Origin of the sequence: Komagataeibacter rhaeticus (genome assembly GCF_011611525.1) — a bacterium.
Taxonomy (GTDB): Bacteria; Pseudomonadota; Alphaproteobacteria; order Acetobacterales; family Acetobacteraceae; genus Komagataeibacter; species Komagataeibacter rhaeticus.
This window is the reverse complement of the sequence record NZ_CP050140.1, coordinates 1-17785: the sequence shown is the minus strand read 5'-3', so window position 1 is coordinate 17785 and position 17785 is coordinate 1. Positions and strand designations below refer to the sequence as shown.

Genomic DNA, 17785 nt, shown 5'->3' with positions numbered 1-17785 from the left:
CATGACGATCACGCACAGTCCTCAAACTGGGGAATTTTCAACCAGCACATTTGGGGAGATTACAACCAGCACTCACAACAGGTGGCAGAGGAGCGCCGGACCCTTGCCTCCCAATTTTCCCGCGTGGGCAATACCCAACGTTTTGCCCTGCGCTCCGACATTATGGCGGCCCGCCATGAATCGTTCATTTCACGCGTTCAGGCAGCCTTGCAGGGGTTCGATATTTCCTGCGAATTCCTCGGTCCACATCAGGCATTGCAGGTCGCGCGCGAAGCGACCTATCGTGAAACGGCGGGCTCCGCCTGGAAACCGACCCTGCTGGGTGACCGGGTCATGCCACGGCTTCCCGACGATCTGGATGACCCGCAGCCACATCCGCAGGGCCTGCTCTGGCCGGCGATCCGGGACCAGATCTTCAATGCCGACGCCGAAACGAAAGGCGGGCAGCTCGTGACCGTGGGGGATTATACATACGCCCCGGTCGACATGACGATTGGCCCAGAGGATCCGCGCCCGTTCTCCGAACTGTCCAGCGTGCTCGGCCGCAAGAGACTGCCATGGCGCAGCGCCATGATTCTGGAGGGCGGTGGCCGCGCCGCCTTCGGCTTCAAGGAAGCCGGAGCCGGGTTTCTGGCGATGTTCCCCGGAAATAGCGACATTCGACGAGCGTTTGCCGCACTCAAGCTGGAGCGCCAGAAAAACAACCATAATTCCGTGCGGATGCGCATGACCGCCACAACCTGGGCTCCGGTTGGAGCAGAGGCGAAGCTGCGACGGCAGGCGTCGGACCTCTCCCAGGCGATTGATGCGTGGGGCAACAGCAAGACAACGCGGATTTCGGGCGATCCGCTGGAAGCGGCCATGGGTTCTGTCCCTGCCCTGGCGCTCGGTTCGACTGCGACCTCATCGCTCGCTCTTGTCGGTGACGCGTTCTCCATGATGCCGTGGGCACGCAGTGCGTCACCGTGGCAGAGGGGATCCATTCTCTTCCGCAAACCCGATGGTTCAATCTGGCCTTATGATCCGACCGGGGGCGGGCTACGCCCATCCGTCGTAGACATTATCGTAGCCCCACCTGGCGGCGGAAAATCCGTTCTGGCCAATACCATTCTGCTGGGCTTGATCCTCAGCAGCGCCGCGATCAGCAGCCACGGCACGAAGCTCCCCTATATCGGCAAGCTCGATATAGGGCCGTCCTCGCGCGGACTGATCGAGATGCTACGCAACGCGCTTGGCCCCGAACGCCAGCACGAGGCGGTTTACGTCAAGATGCAGGCAATCCCGGGCTTCGAGGTCAATGTCTTCGATACCCAGGTCGGGCTGGAATATCCCCTGCCACTCGAGCGCGTCTTCCTGCAGAATTTCATCTCGCTCCTTGCCACGCCGCTGGATGGCAGGCCGTGGGAGGGCATGGACCATCTGGTAGAGGACGTGATTGATGAAGCCTACCGCCTCTGTACCGGGGTGCAGGGGGGCACGCCTAAAATCTACACGCCAGGGATCGAGCCGGATGTCGATGCCGCAATAACATCGCTGGGCATAAGCCTGCCCCACCATGCGGGAGAGGACGATCCGACATGGTGGCGGGATGTCGTCGATGGCTTTGTCAATCTCAGGGAATACCGCCTTGCAGGTTTTGCCCAGCGCCATGCAGTACCGGTCCTGCAGGATCTGCTGATTGCGGCCCGCAGCCCGGAAATCGAAAAACGCTATTCCAAGATCACCCTGGAAACTGGTGAAAGCCTGATCGACACGTTTGATCGCTACATCATGAACGTGATCAAGAATTTTCCCATGCTGGCGTCCCCGACAAGGCTGGATATGGGGGACGCGCGCGTGATCGTCCTCGATCTTGCCGAGGTGGCACCATCCGGTTCTCCCGCGGCCAACCGCCAGACAGCGCTCATGTATATGCTTGGCCGCCACATCCTGGCCCGGAATTTCTTTCTCCATCCCGATTATGCGGATGACCCGCATATGCCCCCATCCATGCGAGACTATCATCTCGCCCGTTTCACGGAGATGTACGAAACGACGAAGCGTGTCGATTTCGATGAGTGGCACCGCACCGAACCCGCGCCCCAGGTAGACAAGCAGGCTGTCCGCGACGGCCGCGAGGGGCGCAAGCACAACGTCCAGCTCGCCTTCATTTCACAGAACCATACCGATTTCAGCGAGGACCTCTACAAGATATCAACCGCCCGATGGGTCCTCAAATGCGGTGATCAGGAGACGGCAGACAGCCTTATCCGACGCTTCAAGCTGTCTGATGCCAGCGCCTATGTCATCCGCAACGCGCTGCCGGGTCCGGGAAAGAATGGTGCGCCGTTCTTCGTGGACATGTCGGCCGGAGAAGCAAAATATGAACAGCTTCTGGTGAACGTCCTGGGGCCAATCGAACTCTGGTCTTTCTCGACGACGCCTGGAGACACGGCGCTCCGTTCGCGCCTTTACAAACGGATCCACTTTGCCCGGGCCCTGCGAATGCTTGCCACCGTATTTCCCTCGGGAACAGCAAACAGCGAGATCGAACGCAGAAAAAGCGAACGCATGAATGTTTTTGGTCTCGCGACCGATGAAGCATTTGCCGGCGTTCTGGACGAACTGGCGGACGAGATCGTAGGCGGCAGAGGCGTGGCTGCAGGACTGTACGAGACCCTGCGCGCCATTGATGAACAATCGGAACTCGAATTTACCACTGGGTAGAAAGTGACCGATATTCTCCTGACGTCCTCACAGCCTGATCATTGCGGACACAATGATGTTGACCATGCTGTTCGATCAATAGCGCGGCGGCGTCTGGCAGGATAGATTCTACAAATTTATGCGTCGTATATGGCATACTAAACGATATTATCGGTCATATCTGATTATCAGATCGTTAGCGCGATCCCGATCTGATCGTTTATGAAGGCGGCCTCATAATGACGCGCCATCGCCCCGGAAACACCAACCTCTCGCAGAACAGGTCTCCACTCATCCGAAATTCGCTGCGCTGTCACGCGGATCATCTGCCGGGCCTCAGCCGGGGTAATTTCGAAGAATTCACACGCCTCCAGTGCCAGATGAATGGACCGATCATGCGGACCGCCCTCCAGTATCGCCGTTTCCAGATGCGGGTTACGGTCGGGTGCTGGATTCACATCGAAAACGGGGGATAACCGCCAGTGTCCAGCGTCCACATAGAGAAATCCATGATTTTTCAGATGATCGTCCTTATTTGACACGAGAATGGTATAAACCAGACGCAGGAAGAGTTCGCGGAACTCTGCCTGGGGATCGGCGGCATAGGTCCGGATAAAATCGACAATCTCCGTATAGGAACCAAGTTCCGTTCCGGTTTTCCCCAGAGCAGTCCTCGCCGAAATATAAGGAATCCGGCCAGGCCCACGCCGATCAAACCGCTGGATCAGAGCCACAGGAAACGGCGTTTCAGCCAGTTCCAGCCTGACCTCTGGCGTCCGGATTCCGCATGCCCTTGCAAGACGAAGCGTGGCAACTTCAATACGTTCTATTGGCCACTGGTCGTGAACCGAGGTAAATTTTGCAAGCCAGAGCACATCGCCGTCCCGAACATTGGCCTTCGGTCGCGCCCCACCCGCACCAGCAAGCGCCTGCATATCCCTTGCGGATACGTCCTTGCCCTGTTCATATGCCCGCGCAATAGCCGTAATAGCGGCAAGATCGACCAGACGCGGTATGGTGTCATCGGCGCCGCGACGAATGATTTCTCCGTTATCATCGGCGAAACGAAGCGCACCCTGCCGACATACGTCATCCGACAGTGTGAGATATTCAAACTCGGAAAGCCCATTGCCGTAGGCACGCTCGAGAAGCCTGCGCCCCCAACTGTCGGGCGCGGCATCAGCAAAGACACCCGCGAGGGCATCGCGCACGTTCCCTGGCTGGCCAGCCGCATGAAACGGCCCAGAGCCAAGGGGAAAGGTTGGCTGGATGGCAAAGGCCCGAGAATTCTCGACCCAGGCCGGATCATAGGTGAAGGTCGAAAACTGCCGCGGACCTACCTGCGTGAAACGCAGTTGACCCACGGGAGTCAGGCTGTCGCCAAGAACGACATGGGCGCTGAAATCAGGCATCAGAACGAAGCACCGTCCAGATCGATAACATCCGTTCTCCCATGCGCGGCCTTATCCTTGTCCTGGCGCCTGCGTAACGTGGTCGCGGAAGTTCGGCCTCGACGAGGCTGACGTTCAGCAGCCAACGCCAGTCCCAGATCGTCCTTGCGGATATCAATCAGGTCGGCCAGCCGGTCCAGAAGACCAAGCACGACAAGCACGTCGGCCAGAGTGCCGATCCCAACACCGGGATCTCCCTTTTCCAGGCGCGCGACAGAACTTGCTGACGTGCCGGTACGAACGGCCAGATCGGCTATCGCCATGCCGCGCCGAAGGCGCGCGCCACGAAGGTCATGGCCAAGTTGTTCAAGAGCCAAGCGAGATTTGGGTGAGCCCATGACTATAATTCATATTTGACATACAACACGCCTTATACCGTCATATGTGACCTTCTGCGAACTCTGGCACCCGCCTTTTACGGCACCGTTCCTACCAGCAGTCGGCTCCTCGCGTAGAAAACTGTGTCCGCACTCCCCACCATAGTGCAGGTGCGTATAAAAAAGAGCGCAGATCCGCCACCCTGCTCCCGGCGCAGCATCGGTCTTCAAGGCACCAAATTTGCCTTCAATGCTGCCCCAGGCCCCGTTCGTTCCCATATTGCCCGAAGCCCTTACGCGTGCCTCAATCGACTTCGAACTCGCCACCTCACAAGTGGTGTTAGGCCTCGCCTGCTGCATCACCCGTCGCGGAACGATCACCGCCACGCACCATCATTGACTAGGTAGGATATCTATATATATATCTATCCATCATATCCCAGGAGGGAATCATGGTCGCAGTCCAAAATCGAGAAATCACGAACACCGGCATTAAGCCGATAACTGGCTCTGTTCGTGAAATTCGCGACAGTCTGCAGGATACAGACAACAATCAATTCGTTGTGTTTCAACTTGCACATGCCAATAAAAGCACCGCATCGGCATTTGCAGAGGCCGTTCGGCTTATTGCTCCCCTGATCATTGATCGGCTTGCCATTCATAAAACAGCGACCCTCAAGAAGCTTGTTGATGCACTTGTTCCGGCTGCGTCTCCTCCCGAGCACCTCATTACTGAGGCACGCATGAACGCAGATGCTCGGCAAACGGTTCTTGAGAGCGCAGAGTGGATCAGCGCTGTTCAACTATCTGAAATTGCAGGTTTCAAAGGCCAAAATGCCAGCGCCCAGCCAAACAAGTGGAAACGCGAAGGAAAAGTTTTTGCTTTGCGACATGACGGGAATGATCTGTATCCGGCGTATGCACTCGACCGCGACATGCAATACCGCCCAATCAAGGGACTTGTCCCAATTCTAAAGGTGTTCAAAGGTAAACTGGATGCATGGGACATTGCAATCTGGTTTGCGTCAGCAAACAGCTTTCTTGGCGGCACGGCTCCTAAGGATTTACTTAAAAGTGCGCCAGAGCGCGTCTTAGCGGCTGCAGAAGACGAAATCGCAGGTGTGCTCCATGGTTAAACCGAGGCGGCCAACTCAGCCAAAGTCTCGTAGCACCGCACATTCCGGCACAACGAAGATATCCACATCTCGCGCAAAACCGAAGACGACAGAGTCACCGTCGACCCCGCCTGTCGCCGTCACAGCAACGTCCCGCACAATCCCGCGTCCCCCTCCAGACCTTAATGCTCTCGTAAAAAAAACGATTTGGTCGGCAGACAAGACAATCCACCGCATCCATCCTGAGACTTACGGAGCAAATACGTTCAATCCTGGTCCCCGAGGAAACGCCCGATTTAGCCCGATCATTGATGCAAATGGTATATCCATTCCGACCATTTATGGCGGCACGACGTTAGAATGTGCAGCCATGGAGACCGTCTTCCATGATGTTCCCCATGAGCCAGGACTGAAGACCGTTGCAAAGCGAAAGCTAAAGAACCATCAATATTCACAACTTCAGTCCTCGACTGACCTCACGCTTGCAGATCTTAGCAGCACAGCCTTGCGCAAGCTCGGTATTCCACGTGTTGATCTCATTGAAACTGATAAGGATATATATCCTCAAACGCGCAAGTGGGCCGAAGCCATTCACGCTCAGTGCCCAGACGTTCAAGGTTTAGAGTGGGTGTCGCGTCAGGACGACCGTGCGCGCGCTATCATCCTATTTGGAGATCGCTTGCCACCAGATCCATTGAGCAGCATTGCACCTTCGGTCGATATCGTGGAAAATGAAGACACTTATGCGGCTCTAGTCGAGTTAGCCGAGACCATCGGTGTCCAGATCACTGGGAAGTAATATCATTCTTTTGCCGATTCAGCTCCAGTCTCTATGGCATCAAAAATACCCATCTCGGCCAATGCACCAGCCGCCCGCCGAAAACTCCGGACCGGATATGGACGCCCAGGTTTAGGATAAGCCTCCGTGTACGCAATAGCAGATTCAATCTGTTCCTCGGTCAGGGTCGGATAGTCCGCTTTGATCTCCTTGATTGTCTGTCCCTGTGCGAGGGCAGCAACACGATAAGCAGATATACCCGTTCCCTTGATAACAGGATCAGCCCCATCCTCCTCCAATATATTTTTCTTGGCGTCGAGGAGTTTCTTGTATTTGGATAGAAAATTACGCTGAATTTCGGTAATATTGGCTTTAAAAGGACCAAAGCTTACGGTTCTGGCTTTCGCTTCATTTTTTTTGAAGGCCTGATACAACTTCCGGCGCCCCGTCGGAGTTAGATCCGCATGCATCTGCTTTTCAAGCGCCAGAAACAACAACTCCGAGAGCCCGATCTTTCGTACCCGCCTACGCCCCTTCCCCACACCGTGAACCGGCATGTCCTCTTCCGGCTCGCTGATCTTCTCTACTTCCCCACGATCAATCGCCCGGTTGATGTCCTTTTCCGACATCCCGATCAGAAACTGCGCTTCGCGTAGGGTAACGGGCTGGATTTCTATCATGTGCGCCCCCAATGAATCCCATAATAGGGAATAATTAGGATGTATCAAGTCTTACGAAGCGCCTGCCATGGCCCTGCGGGTCAATTTGACGAAAGCAAATTCCAAAGAAGACCCAAATCTGCTCTCAAAACCTGCATGAAATAAAAAGCAACGCAGCCAATTTTTGCTGCAGCAGTCGCAAGATGATCTTCGAAGCTTCTTCCGTTATCCGGAGAAGCTCATGAAACATTCTCTGCTCATTTTTCTTTTGCCCATGGCGCTCAACGCCTGTGCGCAGAGCCTGTCGTCACCTTCTCCCATTGCGACGACCGGCATGGCCAATCCTGAACTGGCCTTGCAGCGGTCAATAGCAGAGACCACGACTGATCTTCGTGAACTTGGCAGCATCCGCCCGTCTCCGGTCGTGGCATCTGCCAACCAACCCCTGCTCCCCGATGACCTGACCCGCCGGATCTGGTTCGTGTGGGACGGCCCGCTGGGCAAGGCCGTCGCAAAACTCGGTCAGGAAATCGGTTACAGCGTGACTGTCACCGGCCATCCCCGAGCAATGCGCGTCGCGACCAACAGCGTTGCCGCCGTGGTGGATATCCTTCGGACATTGGGCGATCAGGCCGGAGATCAGGCCATGGTCTCGGTAGACCCGCTTCACCACGCGATAACGGTGGCCTGGCATGCGTAAGATGGCGCTCTTTCTATCTTCGGCCATCGTCGTGACGGCCGCAGGCAGCCCGACCCATGCGGCTTCTGTCTCCACGGGGAAGGTTGTCATTGAGGAGGGGCAGCACGTCCGGCTACCGACATCGTCTCCATCCCCGCCATCGGCCCGCAGCGGCACATTGGTCCCGGAGCCACAGCCGCCCCAGCCGGGTGCGGATCAGGTGGACGGGGCTGACCCCGCCCTTGCCAATCCCATCAATAAACCGGTGACAGGAGCCTCGACGCTCGACGAGGTGGTCGGCGGCGAAGCGCCACCCTCTCTTGAGGCCCTTGAGAATACCCGCCCCAATGACGAGCCAGGCGGTGACCTGAAACCCGGTCGAAGCGCCCAGCTTCGGGAAGCCGCGCATATTTACGGCGCGCAGGGCGGTCTGGCCGCCCGGGCATTCGCCATCAACGAGATGCTGCGGCGCCACGAGGAGACACTCGACGCCACTTATGATTTCCGGTCGATCGTACTTCCGATCGGGAGCGGCCAGACCCTCATGCAGCCCCCCATCGTCACCGAAGCACAGATGGCCTTTGCGCTCAATGACACCGGCCAGGTGGCGCACGAGACAGAATGTGTTTTCGAGATCACCCGGGAGGCACAACTGACATCCGCGCCCCCGGACTGGCGCACGTATCTCGTCCGGACATGGGGCAAACCGCATCACCGGGTAGCGGCGGCCCTGCCTCGCACAAAGGCGGAAGTGTCACACTGGAACCAGTGGGTGGCCGAAGGCTGGGCAGACGGAGAGAAGCAGGCAACCGAGATCTTCCTCTCCGATCTGTCGCGCCTGCAGCGCGACATTACCGGCATGGCCCGCTACCGGGTGCTGCTGAACGCCGGGCGCGTCGAAGAACCGCGCGTCGTGTTCGAGCACCAGGATGCCGTGGGAGGAGGAGACACCCTCCACCTCAATGACCGCACGATCCGGATCGCGAGCCAGCCGGGGCTTCAGGGCCACGTCCGGCGCGGAAGCGATTACGGTTATCCGGAGCATTGCCGATGAATATCACCATCCCCGTCACGACCGACGAACGCTGGCCGGATGAAGGCAGGAAAGCGTTTGCCTGGGTCGAGGAGCGACGGCGTAACGCGCCAGGGCTGGACTCCCTCCTTCGCTGGGCGCATGGCCTCGGCGCCTCGCGCATCGACATCAAGACCGGCCATCCGGTCACGATCAAGGTGCACGGCGTGATCCGCTACGCCACATGCAAAGCGACGGACTCCCTTGCGCTGGCGGATATCGTCGGCCATGTCTATGCCTCTGACGGGATGGCCATGCTTGGTGTCGGCCATATCCTCGATACGGCCTACAGCGTGGCACTGGACCGCAAGGTCAATCTGCGTTTCCGGATCAATCTTTCACCCATTTCGGTCAAGCGTGGCAGTGGCGTCCACATCGTCATGCGTCCGATCCCCGCCCGGCCCGCAAGCCTTGACCAGCAGATGGTCGAGCAGGAAATCCGGGACACGAACAGGCTCAAAAGCGGCATGGTCCTGTTTGGTGGGGCAACCGGTTCCGGAAAGACCACGTTGCAATTCGGGCTCGCCATCGAAAAACTGATGGACCCGACCGTATACTGCGACATGGCAACCGGCGAGGAGCCCATCGAGTTCCTGCTGGACGACCTGCGTCCGCCTTCAGGATCGCGGATCAGCCAGACGGAGATCCGCCCCCCTACCCTGACTTTTCCCACCTTCACCCGCAGCCTGACACGCCGCGAGATGAGCGATGGCATCATCACGGAATGTCGGGACGGCGAGACCATGAATGCAGCCATCAATATCGCCATGATGGGCGGTATCCTGGGCACGACGCTGCATGCAGACAGCGTCTCCCTCATGATCCAGCGCGCGATCGCGCTCTGTCCCCCCTCGGAACGTGACAACCTGGTCTCGGCCCTCGCTCAGGCGCTCCGGTTCTGCATCAACCAGCGCCTTGTGCCCCGCAAGGGCGGCGGGCGTGTTGCGATCCGCGAATTCCTCACCTTCGATCGTGATCTGCGCCGCAAGCTGACCCGGACCGAGCCGACAGACTGGCCGGACGTCGTGGCCGACGCGGTCGAGGCGCAGGGCCAGTCTTTCGGAAAGGCTATCCGCAAACTGCTTGATGCCGATCTGATCACCGAAGACACCGCACTGGCGGAAGAAAGGAGAGACGCGTGATGTGGCGTGCAACGGCCTATCCTGTCCGGGTTTTCATTCTCGATGCCCGCAGCTGTTTTCCCATTCTCATCTCCGTAACACACTGGAGCCTCACCACCCTGCTGATCGGGGTCTTCGGCGTGGTGTTTTTCGGCACGATCTCGTTTTTCGGGCTGACGCTGCCGGCCGCGATACGCTCCATGCGACGCTTCCTCATCGGGCCGGTCCGCACCGCCCTGCCGACATGGCAAAGGAGGCGGTTCTCATGAGCGCGATCGACCTGGCAGCGATCAGTGCGGCGCAGACACGGCTTCTGGCCGAAATCGGCAAGCCGATTGAACTGCTGGACCGTGGCACCGGAAAAAGGGTGGTCGTATCACCAGCTGACGCGGCACACCCTGAAGCCTATCTGCCGGTTTTCCTGATCAGTGCCGAAGCCCTGTGGCTGGAACTGACGGGAACGGGCTTTGCCCTTGATGTCAGCAGGACGCCCGACAGCGCGCTCGGCTATGCCGTACGCAAGGTACGCGCCGGTTCATTTACGGTCGTGATGTTATGTCTGATCGATGTCACGATGAGGCTTGCGGAGATGGACGACGCGCTGGTCCTCAATCATCTGATCGACTTCTGGGGCGAAGCCCATGGCCGGATCGCTGATGTCGCGCCAACCTTGCAGGGGGCGACATGATCCTCCGCCTCGCTCTGGCGGCACTCGGGGCGTTTCCCCTTTTTGTCGCCAGCACGACCGCCCGCGCCACGAGCATCGAAGAAAATGGCCGCCAGATTGCAGCCTGTCTGGAGGCTTCGGCAAAAATCTCCGGCGTGCCCCGCGGCGTGCTGCTCGTCCTCCTCTATGTCGAGGCCGGCCGCCCCGGAATGGTCAGCCCGAACGGTAACGGCACGGCGGATCTCGGACCGATGCAGGTCAACACGACATGGGTTGATCGCATCGCGAGGCGATGGCACAGCACGCCCGCGCAAACATATGCGGCGCTGCGCGACAGTTCGTGCGCCAATATCGAGGCAGGCGCCTGGATCCTTGGTCAGGCGATGCACGAAGCACACGGCGACCTCTGGCAGGCCGTGGCATTCTATCACTCTCATACCCCACGCCATGGCAATGCCTATCTCCGGCGTTTCTACGACATCGCCCTCACGATGATGGCCAGAAACCGCAGGGATGATCGCTCATGAGCACAAACCGCGTCCCATGGTCATCCAGCGATGACTATCTGCTCTTTTCCTCGATCATCATCATCGTCGGGGTCCTGCTGTTCAGCTACATGGCCTGGAGCCTGTGGCATACGCAGATCACAGCCGTCTATCTGTGGGCCATGCTGGGGCAGATCAACCTGCTGCATACGTCTAATCCCGACCTGATGCGCCTGCAGGTCCAGTTGCAGGCCGCGCAATATCGACCGGATCTGGTGCGGGCGATCCAGCTTTATTATGGCCTTGCAATCCTGGGCAACGCCCTGAAATGGCCGGTGGCCATCGTGATTGCCCTCCTGGGCGGGTTATGCATGTGGCGTGCTGCCCCCGGCCGATTTGCGAAAGCGCTCGATCTGGAAGGTCTGATCGCGGTCCAGGCAGAAATGTTTCCCACACTGAAAGGCTTCGTCCGACGCCGACTGGACAGGCTTGTAACGCCCACGGATGGTATCCCCCTGCCCGCGGACCCGGCCCTGACACGTGCCGAATGGGGCGCGCGCTTCGCTGTCGATGCACAGGGCCGCTACAGTGAAACCGGCGCGCTCGAGGCGTTCACGCGCCAGTTGGGCCGCCACTGGTCCAGCATCAACGCCGCATCCCCTGTCGAACAGGTGCTTCTCGTTGCCTTTGCGATGCACTACCTCCAGAGGCGCCGAGAAGCCCTCGCCCTGCTTGGTGAACTCTCTGCCGGTCTGGCCGACGCCGGCCTTGATGGTCCGCATGGTCCGCTGGCGCCGCTCACGGTGCCAGAGTCCGTTATGCGCAGCGCCCGCTCTGCCCTGCAGGACAAGGAAATCACAAACTGTATCGATACGGTCTGCGAGCGCAGCGGATGGAGCGTGACCGCGCTCATGACCCTGCTGCACGAGGCCCGGCGTCAGGCGGGCGTACTGGCACCCTCCTCATTCGCCATCGTGAAGCTTATCGACCGATCATTGTGGTACGCGCTGCACTCACTCGGCTTTCCTGCTGAAATCCCGGCCGAAGACCTTCATCCCAATCCCCGCATCGAGGCCGCCGGCGCGCGTGCGCACTGGAGCGAAGAGCGGCGCTACCAGCGTCCGATCTACATCCCTGCGGTTGAAAACGCACTCGCCATCCTGCGCCCGATGCCCGAAGCATAAGGATCTTCCCATGACCCGTATCATCCTCCACGCTGATGGCCGGGCGCCCATCACCATTGAACTCGACGGGACAGGCTTACAGCCGCTCCATTTCCATCTTGGATCTGATTTCGGGCATACGGAGACGAACGATGCGGCAGCCACTTTACCAGAAGCGGCAGCAGCACGGCGCTGGCGCCTGAAAAAGGCGTTGCCCGCGCTCATCGCCGGGGGGCTGGCCGCCATCCTGATCATCGGCACACGTCAGGCCATGGTTTCCGACCGCGCCGTTCCCGACACGGGGCCCACTGGCATGCTACGGCCGCCTGCAATTCTACCCCCACTCTCCGGCGCGCCCATGACGGACGAAGGCGCGCCAGGGGTCCGCTCAACCTATGTGCCGGGCGCGCGCATGCCGGTCGATGGAAATGTGGTCGGCAATCCCGACGGTCACCCGGCGAGCGCGGAAATCGATGCCGCACGACGCATCATGGCGCAGCGGCCTGTCATCACTTATCCGCAACCCCCAGGTAGCGCGCAGACAGCGCCGACGGCGCCGGTTTCCCCCACGGCACCAACCGCTCCCGTGGCGCCCACGATCGACACGGGAAAATCTCCTTTCGGGCTGGAAGACTGAAGCATGGTGAAGCGCGAGATCGGCGGGCCGCAGGTCCACCAGCAACTGAAACACGGCTCCACCTATCGCGACACGCGTCCCTTCACGGTCCGGATCGCCGAAGAGCTGCAATCCAGCAGTTCCGGGTTCGCCCTCATGATTCTGGCAGGGCTCAGCGTGCTGGCTCCCGCGATCGTCGGGATCATCTTTCCCCTCGCCCTCTGCCTGACGCTCTGGGTCATGACCCGCCAGCCCGTGCTGCCTTTTCATCTGCCCAGGTATTCCGGCCTGAAGGACAAACACGATCTTGATCCCAAAACCCGTCGGCCGCGGGCGGCGGCAGGCATCATATATCTTGGAACGGACGGACTGACCGGCCAGCAACTCTGGCTTTCATCCGACGCGGGGCGCCAGCACGCCGCCGTGCCCGGCACAACGGGTGCAGGCAAAACGACATCCGCCATCTCCCTGCTGGCCAATCCTCTCGCGCATGGATCCGGGTTCATCCTGATCGACGGCAAGGGTGACAACACGGTCCACGGCGATGTGCTGGCGCTTGCCCGCCGCTTCGGGCTGGACGACCAGGTGCTCAATCTCAATTTTCTGACCGCAAGCGGCATTCGCCAGTCCAATACGTTCAATCCGTTTGCAACCGGCAATGCCGACGCCATCCGTGAAATGCTGGTCAGCCAGCTTGGTGAGCCGTCGAGCAACGACGCCAACGGCGTCTTTCGGGACCGTGCTGTCGGCCTTGCCGGCACGATCGCTCCAGTGCTGACCTGGATGCGCGACACGCACGGCGTGCCGATCAACATCGAGACCATGCGCTACGCCATGGAACTGCGCTGGATCGGCACGCTGGCCCGGCATCGTGTGTTCCTGATCCGCAATCCCGGCTCCGATCACCCCATCGAGATCAGCGTTCCCGAAATTCCTGATGATATCCTCTATCCGGCCCAGGCCTATCTGGGCGAACTGCCGGGATATGATTCCTCTCTGGCGTGGAATGAGCAGAAGGAAAACAAACCGAGCGAGCAGCATGGCTACGCCAAGATGTATTTCACCCGGGTCTTCACACAGCTTGGCGTCAGTCTCGGACACATATTCCGTGCCCAGATCCCTGATATCGACATGCGCGATGTGGTGCTGAACCGCCGCATTCTCGTCGTCACGCTGCCCGCGCTGGAGAATTCATCGGATACGCTGGCCGGACTGGGCAAGATCGTGGTCGCGGCCGGTCGCGGCGTCATGGCCCAGCTTCTTGGCGCCCGCCTTGACGGCCCCGCCGAGCAGGTCTTCAAGCTCAAGGCAGGCAGCGGCGACGCGCCGTTCCATTTTTTCTACGACGAACTCTCCGCCTACGTCACGGACGGCATGGACCGGCAGCTGGCCATGGGACGCGGCCTGAACTGCATGTTCTGGCTGGGGTTTCAGGATCTTCCGGGTCTTACGACACGCATCGGCGACAAAGCCTTTACCCTGCTCGGCAACGCCAACCTCACCCACGCCATGCGCCTGCAGGATGCCATGCGCACGCGCGAGTGGATCGAAAAGCAGTCCGATCGGATCGAGGTCAGTCAAGCCACGCATTTCGAAGGCAACTCGGCTGGCAGTTACCGGGAAGGACGGGGTGCCGAAGTCCGGGAAGTCGCCCGTATTCCCTGGGCAGACCTTCAGTCACTCATCGAGGGCGAGGCCATAACGATGTATGCCGGCCGCATCGTCCATTCGAAGACGTTCTTTGCCGCCGTCAATGGGCGGTCAGGCGCGATCCGCATGGCCCAGCCGGTCATGCTTGCAGCGCCGCTGGACCTGAATCGGGTGCCCCCGGACCAGCAGTTGCTTGCCCTCCTCGCGACAATCGAAGGCGGTCTGTTTCAGTCTGAACTGACCACCGTACACGACGAGCCGGATGTTCGCGCACTCGAGGAAGCAGTCGACCGCCTCGGTTCAGGTTCTCAAGACATCCTGCGCAATTTTGCACAGATTGGTGCAGCAGTCGCCGCCGCACCACGCCGGGTTGCGACCGCCAATGACGATGAAGAGAATGAGCATGCAGCCGGAACAGACATGCTGACACCATTTTCCTATATGCTGCGTGACGCTGCCTCCATCCCGAAACCCGGTTTTCGGACACCGCCCCGCACCATACCTCCCATCGACGGTCACCTGCTTGGACGCCTGGAGGCTATTGAACGCCGCGTGGACCGGCAGCCCGGTGTAGCCCGGCGTCAGGCACTGCTTCTATTGGGTGTCAGGGACGCTATGACAAAAGGCGCACCGAAGGAGGGCGCGGCCAGCACCGGAATGACCGAAAAGGAAATCCTCGCCCAGATCAGGATATTGCGAGAAAAAACCTCGGCATGACGGGCACGATCATCATCCTTCCCGGCGGGGAAAGGTTCCAGCTCGAATGGCGCCGGACCGACCCGGAGCGCTGGGGACGCCGCCTGAAGGCAAAATATGATGAGAGCTGGAGCGCGGAGCGTTCTGACAAGGCGCGATGCCTGTGCCAGCATCGCGGGGCCTCACTGCCTCTACAGATCCGTTACCGGGCGGACAGTCACAGTTATCACCTCGCCGTATGGCCAAATGAAGGGCCACTTCATGAAAAGACATGCCCCTTCTACAAGCCTGATCCGGAGAAAAGTGGGCGCGCCAGCTATGTAAATAGCGTAATTCGCGAGGGTGAGGATGGGGATGTCGCTGTGACCCTGTCGATCGGCCTGCGCCGCAAGGGACCACCCCGGCCAGTCGATGACACGCCGCTGCCTGCTTCAGATCGGCCCGGACAGGCGCGACAGCGCCGGATGACGCCTCTCGGGCTGCTCCATCTCCTGTGGGAGCGGGCGGGGCTGACCGAATGGCGGCCGCAATTTGCCAGACACCGCACACCGACAGCGGCCCTGGGTCGGATCGCCTCTGCCGGAACCCGGATCCGGGCGCAGGGCCGACTGATCTCCGATCTTCTCTGCCCTGTTGCCCCAGGGCATGAAAAGTTCGGACGGCGTTTCCATGCCATTGTCAGGACAGAAGGAAAGGAAAACCATCTGTTCCTGATCGGGTTCGTGGAGGCTCTGGAACCAGATCCCAGGGGCAATTTCACCATGACCCTGAGCGGCCAGCGCAACGGTTACCGCTGCTTTCTGACAGTGCCTGCGGCCGAGAGGAACCGTCTTGCCCGGTCGCACCAGCTGGCGGCAGCCACGCTCGCCCTGCCCGAAGCGGCGCGGCAGGCACATGTTGTAGCGCTGCTCTATGTGACGGCACGAAACATCGGAACGCACAATAGCCGGTGGAGGGGCTGGATCCAGGCGGAAGTCAGGACCGGTGCCCTGATGACCGTCTCTCGCAGCATGCTTCCTTTCGAAAGCAGCCATGAACTGGCGGTAGCCGATGCCCTCGTGGCAGCGGGACGCGCATTCGAAAAACCACTACGTTTCGACGCAGAACGGGATCTCGTTTTTCCCGACTTCATCTTGCAGGACACCGCGCGGAGTGACGGATATCCAATGGAAGTTTTCGGTCGCACGGACGAGGCCTACACTACCAGACGAGCCGAAAAAGAAAACTACTACGACGCGACCTTCGGAGCAGGTGGATGGTGGTCATGGGATGCGACAACAGGGAGCCGGATGCCGCCTTTTCCATCAGGCAGGCTGAGATAAAACAGGGTGACTTCTTCACTTGGCTGCCTTATATGTAGCACCATGAAGCTGAACTCCCATCAGGTTGCTCTGGCAGCAATAAGAAAGCAGACCCTTGCGAACACGAAGAGCAAGCGGACAGCCCATGCGGCTTTGCTGCGAATGGGGATTATCGATAGCAAAGGCGCGGTTACCAAAGAGTACACGCGTGACCCACGCATTGAGGGCATGCTTAAAGCGTAACTGCGTTGACAGCTCTTCATACATCTTTTGTACTCGGTTATCATGGTTGTTCTGAAGAGGTCGGCCGGAAACTGATTAACGGAGAAAGCGCACCAACTCCGTCGGAGACCGACTACGATTGGCTTGGACCGGGTTTCTATGTCTGGGAGTCCGACCCGTTACGTGCGCAAGAATGGGCATATCAGAAACAGCGCAGGGATTCCGGTTTCAAACCGTTCGTTATTGGTCTGGTCGTAGATCTGGGCAACTGTCTTGATTTAACGACACGCGAAGACCTGGAGATGCTCAAGACCGCCTATGAAGGCCTGCGAGAGACATTAAGCACGGATGATATACCGATGCCGGTGAACCGTGATTCCCGGCACGACGTAAATAGTGATAAACTTTTTCGTAACCTCGACTGCGCTGTTATCAGGTATCTTCACGATTCTATTGAAGCCCCAGAGTCTCATCTCGCACCTTATGATACGGTGCGCGGCCTTTTCCAGGAAGGCGGCGAACTCTATCCCGGTAGCGCCTTCCGGGAAAAGACACACACGCAGATCGCAATCCGCAATCTGGATTGTATAAAAGGAATCTTTCGTCTGCCGGACTCTAGCGTCGGGATATAAGGTAGACAGCCGTCTGTTCATCATCATGACTGAATCAAAAGAACAGCCACGCCGCCTCGTCTGACGGCGCGCTCCGCTTTTGGTGGATGGCCTTCTTTCTGCCCCGACGCTTCTCCTGCGACCTCTCTGGCAATGCCGGTTCCGTTGCCCATATCATCAAATTCTGTCGCAGCAGACGTTATGTCTCGCCCCAATCCGATTTCTCGTGCAAGTTCCGATCTGCGCACTGTGTAATTGGGAGCGACCATAGGATAATGAGACGGAAGTCCCCACTTCCGCCGATATTCTTCAAGCGTCACGCCATAGGATGTTGATTTTCACTGAGAACTGATGGTGTGGACGGCTCGCAGTGGTCCTGGGAGGATGCTGAAGAGTTGACTGTTGATTTTCACTGAGAACTGACCCGGGTTTTTCATCAGGAATTGACCCAGCCAGATGCTATTTCAGGCATAGTCGGGCGGGCGGTCAAGAAGAGG

Annotated in this window: 17 protein-coding genes and 1 pseudogene; 14 read left to right on the top strand and 4 right to left on the bottom strand. The window is 59.0% G+C overall.

From position 1 onward, the window contains the following. Positions 1-81 precede the first annotated feature (81 nt). The gene (locus tag GWK63_RS16730) at positions 82-2706 is read left to right on the top strand and encodes an ATP-binding protein (protein ID WP_240919174.1); all 2625 of its coding nucleotides are present in this window, start codon (positions 82-84) and stop codon (positions 2704-2706) included. A 167-nt stretch (positions 2707-2873) separates the two neighbouring features. Here GWK63_RS16730 and GWK63_RS16820 read toward each other — a convergent pair whose 3' ends face one another. Together GWK63_RS16820 and GWK63_RS16815 are read right to left on the bottom strand one after the other, a co-directional pair. Further along, a complete protein-coding gene (locus tag GWK63_RS16820; RefSeq protein ID WP_007396190.1) occupies positions 2874-4097 on the bottom strand; it encodes a type II toxin-antitoxin system HipA family toxin in 1224 nt (407 codons plus the stop codon). Continuing rightward, positions 4097-4474 (bottom strand): helix-turn-helix domain-containing protein, encoded by a 378-nt coding sequence (locus tag GWK63_RS16815; RefSeq protein ID WP_039998257.1) that lies wholly within the window; start codon positions 4472-4474, stop codon positions 4097-4099. The genes GWK63_RS16820 and GWK63_RS16815 overlap by 1 nt, the downstream gene beginning before the upstream one ends. A gap of 431 nt (positions 4475-4905) precedes the next feature. On the opposite strand from GWK63_RS16815, the gene GWK63_RS16810 reads away from it, so the two are divergent. Next, positions 4906-5589, top strand: a complete 684-nt coding sequence (locus tag GWK63_RS16810) for a hypothetical protein (RefSeq protein ID WP_007396187.1) — start codon at positions 4906-4908, stop codon at positions 5587-5589. After that, positions 5582-6367 carry an RES family NAD+ phosphorylase gene (locus tag GWK63_RS16805; RefSeq protein WP_223846567.1) on the top strand — a complete coding sequence of 262 codons (786 nt, stop codon included), beginning with the start codon at positions 5582-5584 and terminating at the stop codon, positions 6365-6367. The genes GWK63_RS16810 and GWK63_RS16805 overlap by 8 nt, the downstream gene beginning before the upstream one ends. A 2-nt stretch (positions 6368-6369) precedes the next feature. Here GWK63_RS16805 and GWK63_RS16800 read toward each other — a convergent pair whose 3' ends face one another. Next, the gene (locus tag GWK63_RS16800; protein WP_039998255.1) at positions 6370-7026 is read right to left on the bottom strand and encodes a DUF433 domain-containing protein; all 657 of its coding nucleotides are present in this window, start codon (positions 7024-7026) and stop codon (positions 6370-6372) included. 220 nt (positions 7027-7246) lie between these two features. Between GWK63_RS16800 and GWK63_RS16795 the strand changes: the two genes are divergently transcribed. The 11 genes from GWK63_RS16795 (at position 7247) to GWK63_RS16740 (ending at position 17309) form a co-directional block, all read left to right on the top strand. After that, entirely contained in the window at positions 7247-7705 is a 459-nt protein-coding gene (locus GWK63_RS16795; protein WP_157998275.1) for a DotD/TraH family lipoprotein, read from the top strand. Continuing rightward, positions 7698-8738, top strand: coding sequence for a type IV secretory system conjugative DNA transfer family protein (locus GWK63_RS16790; protein WP_112210245.1), 1041 nt, complete (start codon positions 7698-7700; stop codon positions 8736-8738). The genes GWK63_RS16795 and GWK63_RS16790 overlap by 8 nt, the downstream gene beginning before the upstream one ends. Then, positions 8735-9898 carry a type IV pilus twitching motility protein PilT gene (locus tag GWK63_RS16785; protein WP_007396180.1) on the top strand — a complete coding sequence of 388 codons (1164 nt, stop codon included), beginning with the start codon at positions 8735-8737 and terminating at the stop codon, positions 9896-9898. Before GWK63_RS16790 ends, GWK63_RS16785 begins: the two co-directional genes overlap by 4 nt. Next, positions 9898-10146 (top strand): IcmT/TraK family protein, encoded by a 249-nt coding sequence (gene icmT, locus GWK63_RS16780; RefSeq protein WP_010511855.1) that lies wholly within the window; start codon positions 9898-9900, stop codon positions 10144-10146. The genes GWK63_RS16785 and icmT overlap by 1 nt, the downstream gene beginning before the upstream one ends. Then, positions 10143-10565: a hypothetical protein gene (locus tag GWK63_RS16775; protein WP_039998253.1), complete on the top strand. Its 423-nt coding sequence runs from the start codon at positions 10143-10145 to the stop codon at positions 10563-10565. Before icmT ends, GWK63_RS16775 begins: the two co-directional genes overlap by 4 nt. Continuing rightward, positions 10562-11071: a lytic transglycosylase domain-containing protein gene (locus GWK63_RS16770; protein WP_007396178.1), complete on the top strand. Its 510-nt coding sequence runs from the start codon at positions 10562-10564 to the stop codon at positions 11069-11071. Before GWK63_RS16775 ends, GWK63_RS16770 begins: the two co-directional genes overlap by 4 nt. Beyond that, entirely contained in the window at positions 11068-12213 is a 1146-nt protein-coding gene (locus tag GWK63_RS16765; RefSeq protein ID WP_112210244.1) for a secretion/conjugation apparatus DotM-related subunit, read from the top strand. Before GWK63_RS16770 ends, GWK63_RS16765 begins: the two co-directional genes overlap by 4 nt. 10 nt (positions 12214-12223) lie before the next feature. Then, positions 12224-12829, top strand: a complete 606-nt coding sequence (locus tag GWK63_RS16760) for a hypothetical protein (RefSeq protein WP_112210243.1) — start codon at positions 12224-12226, stop codon at positions 12827-12829. A 3-nt stretch (positions 12830-12832) separates the two neighbouring features. After that, positions 12833-15175 carry a type IV secretory system conjugative DNA transfer family protein gene (locus tag GWK63_RS16755; protein ID WP_112210241.1) on the top strand — a complete coding sequence of 781 codons (2343 nt, stop codon included), beginning with the start codon at positions 12833-12835 and terminating at the stop codon, positions 15173-15175. Then, positions 15172-16476, top strand: coding sequence for a DUF1173 family protein (locus GWK63_RS16750; protein WP_112210239.1), 1305 nt, complete (start codon positions 15172-15174; stop codon positions 16474-16476). Before GWK63_RS16755 ends, GWK63_RS16750 begins: the two co-directional genes overlap by 4 nt. Positions 16477-16703: 227 nt before the next feature. Further along, complete coding sequence (locus tag GWK63_RS16740; RefSeq protein WP_081749555.1) at positions 16704-17309, top strand: hypothetical protein; 606 nt, start codon at positions 16704-16706, stop codon at positions 17307-17309. 34 nt (positions 17310-17343) lie between these two features. Here the strand turns inward: GWK63_RS16740 and GWK63_RS16735 are convergent. After that, positions 17344-17617: pseudogene (locus GWK63_RS16735) on the bottom strand (MucR family transcriptional regulator); the annotation flags it as partial. Positions 17618-17785 lie beyond the last annotated feature (168 nt).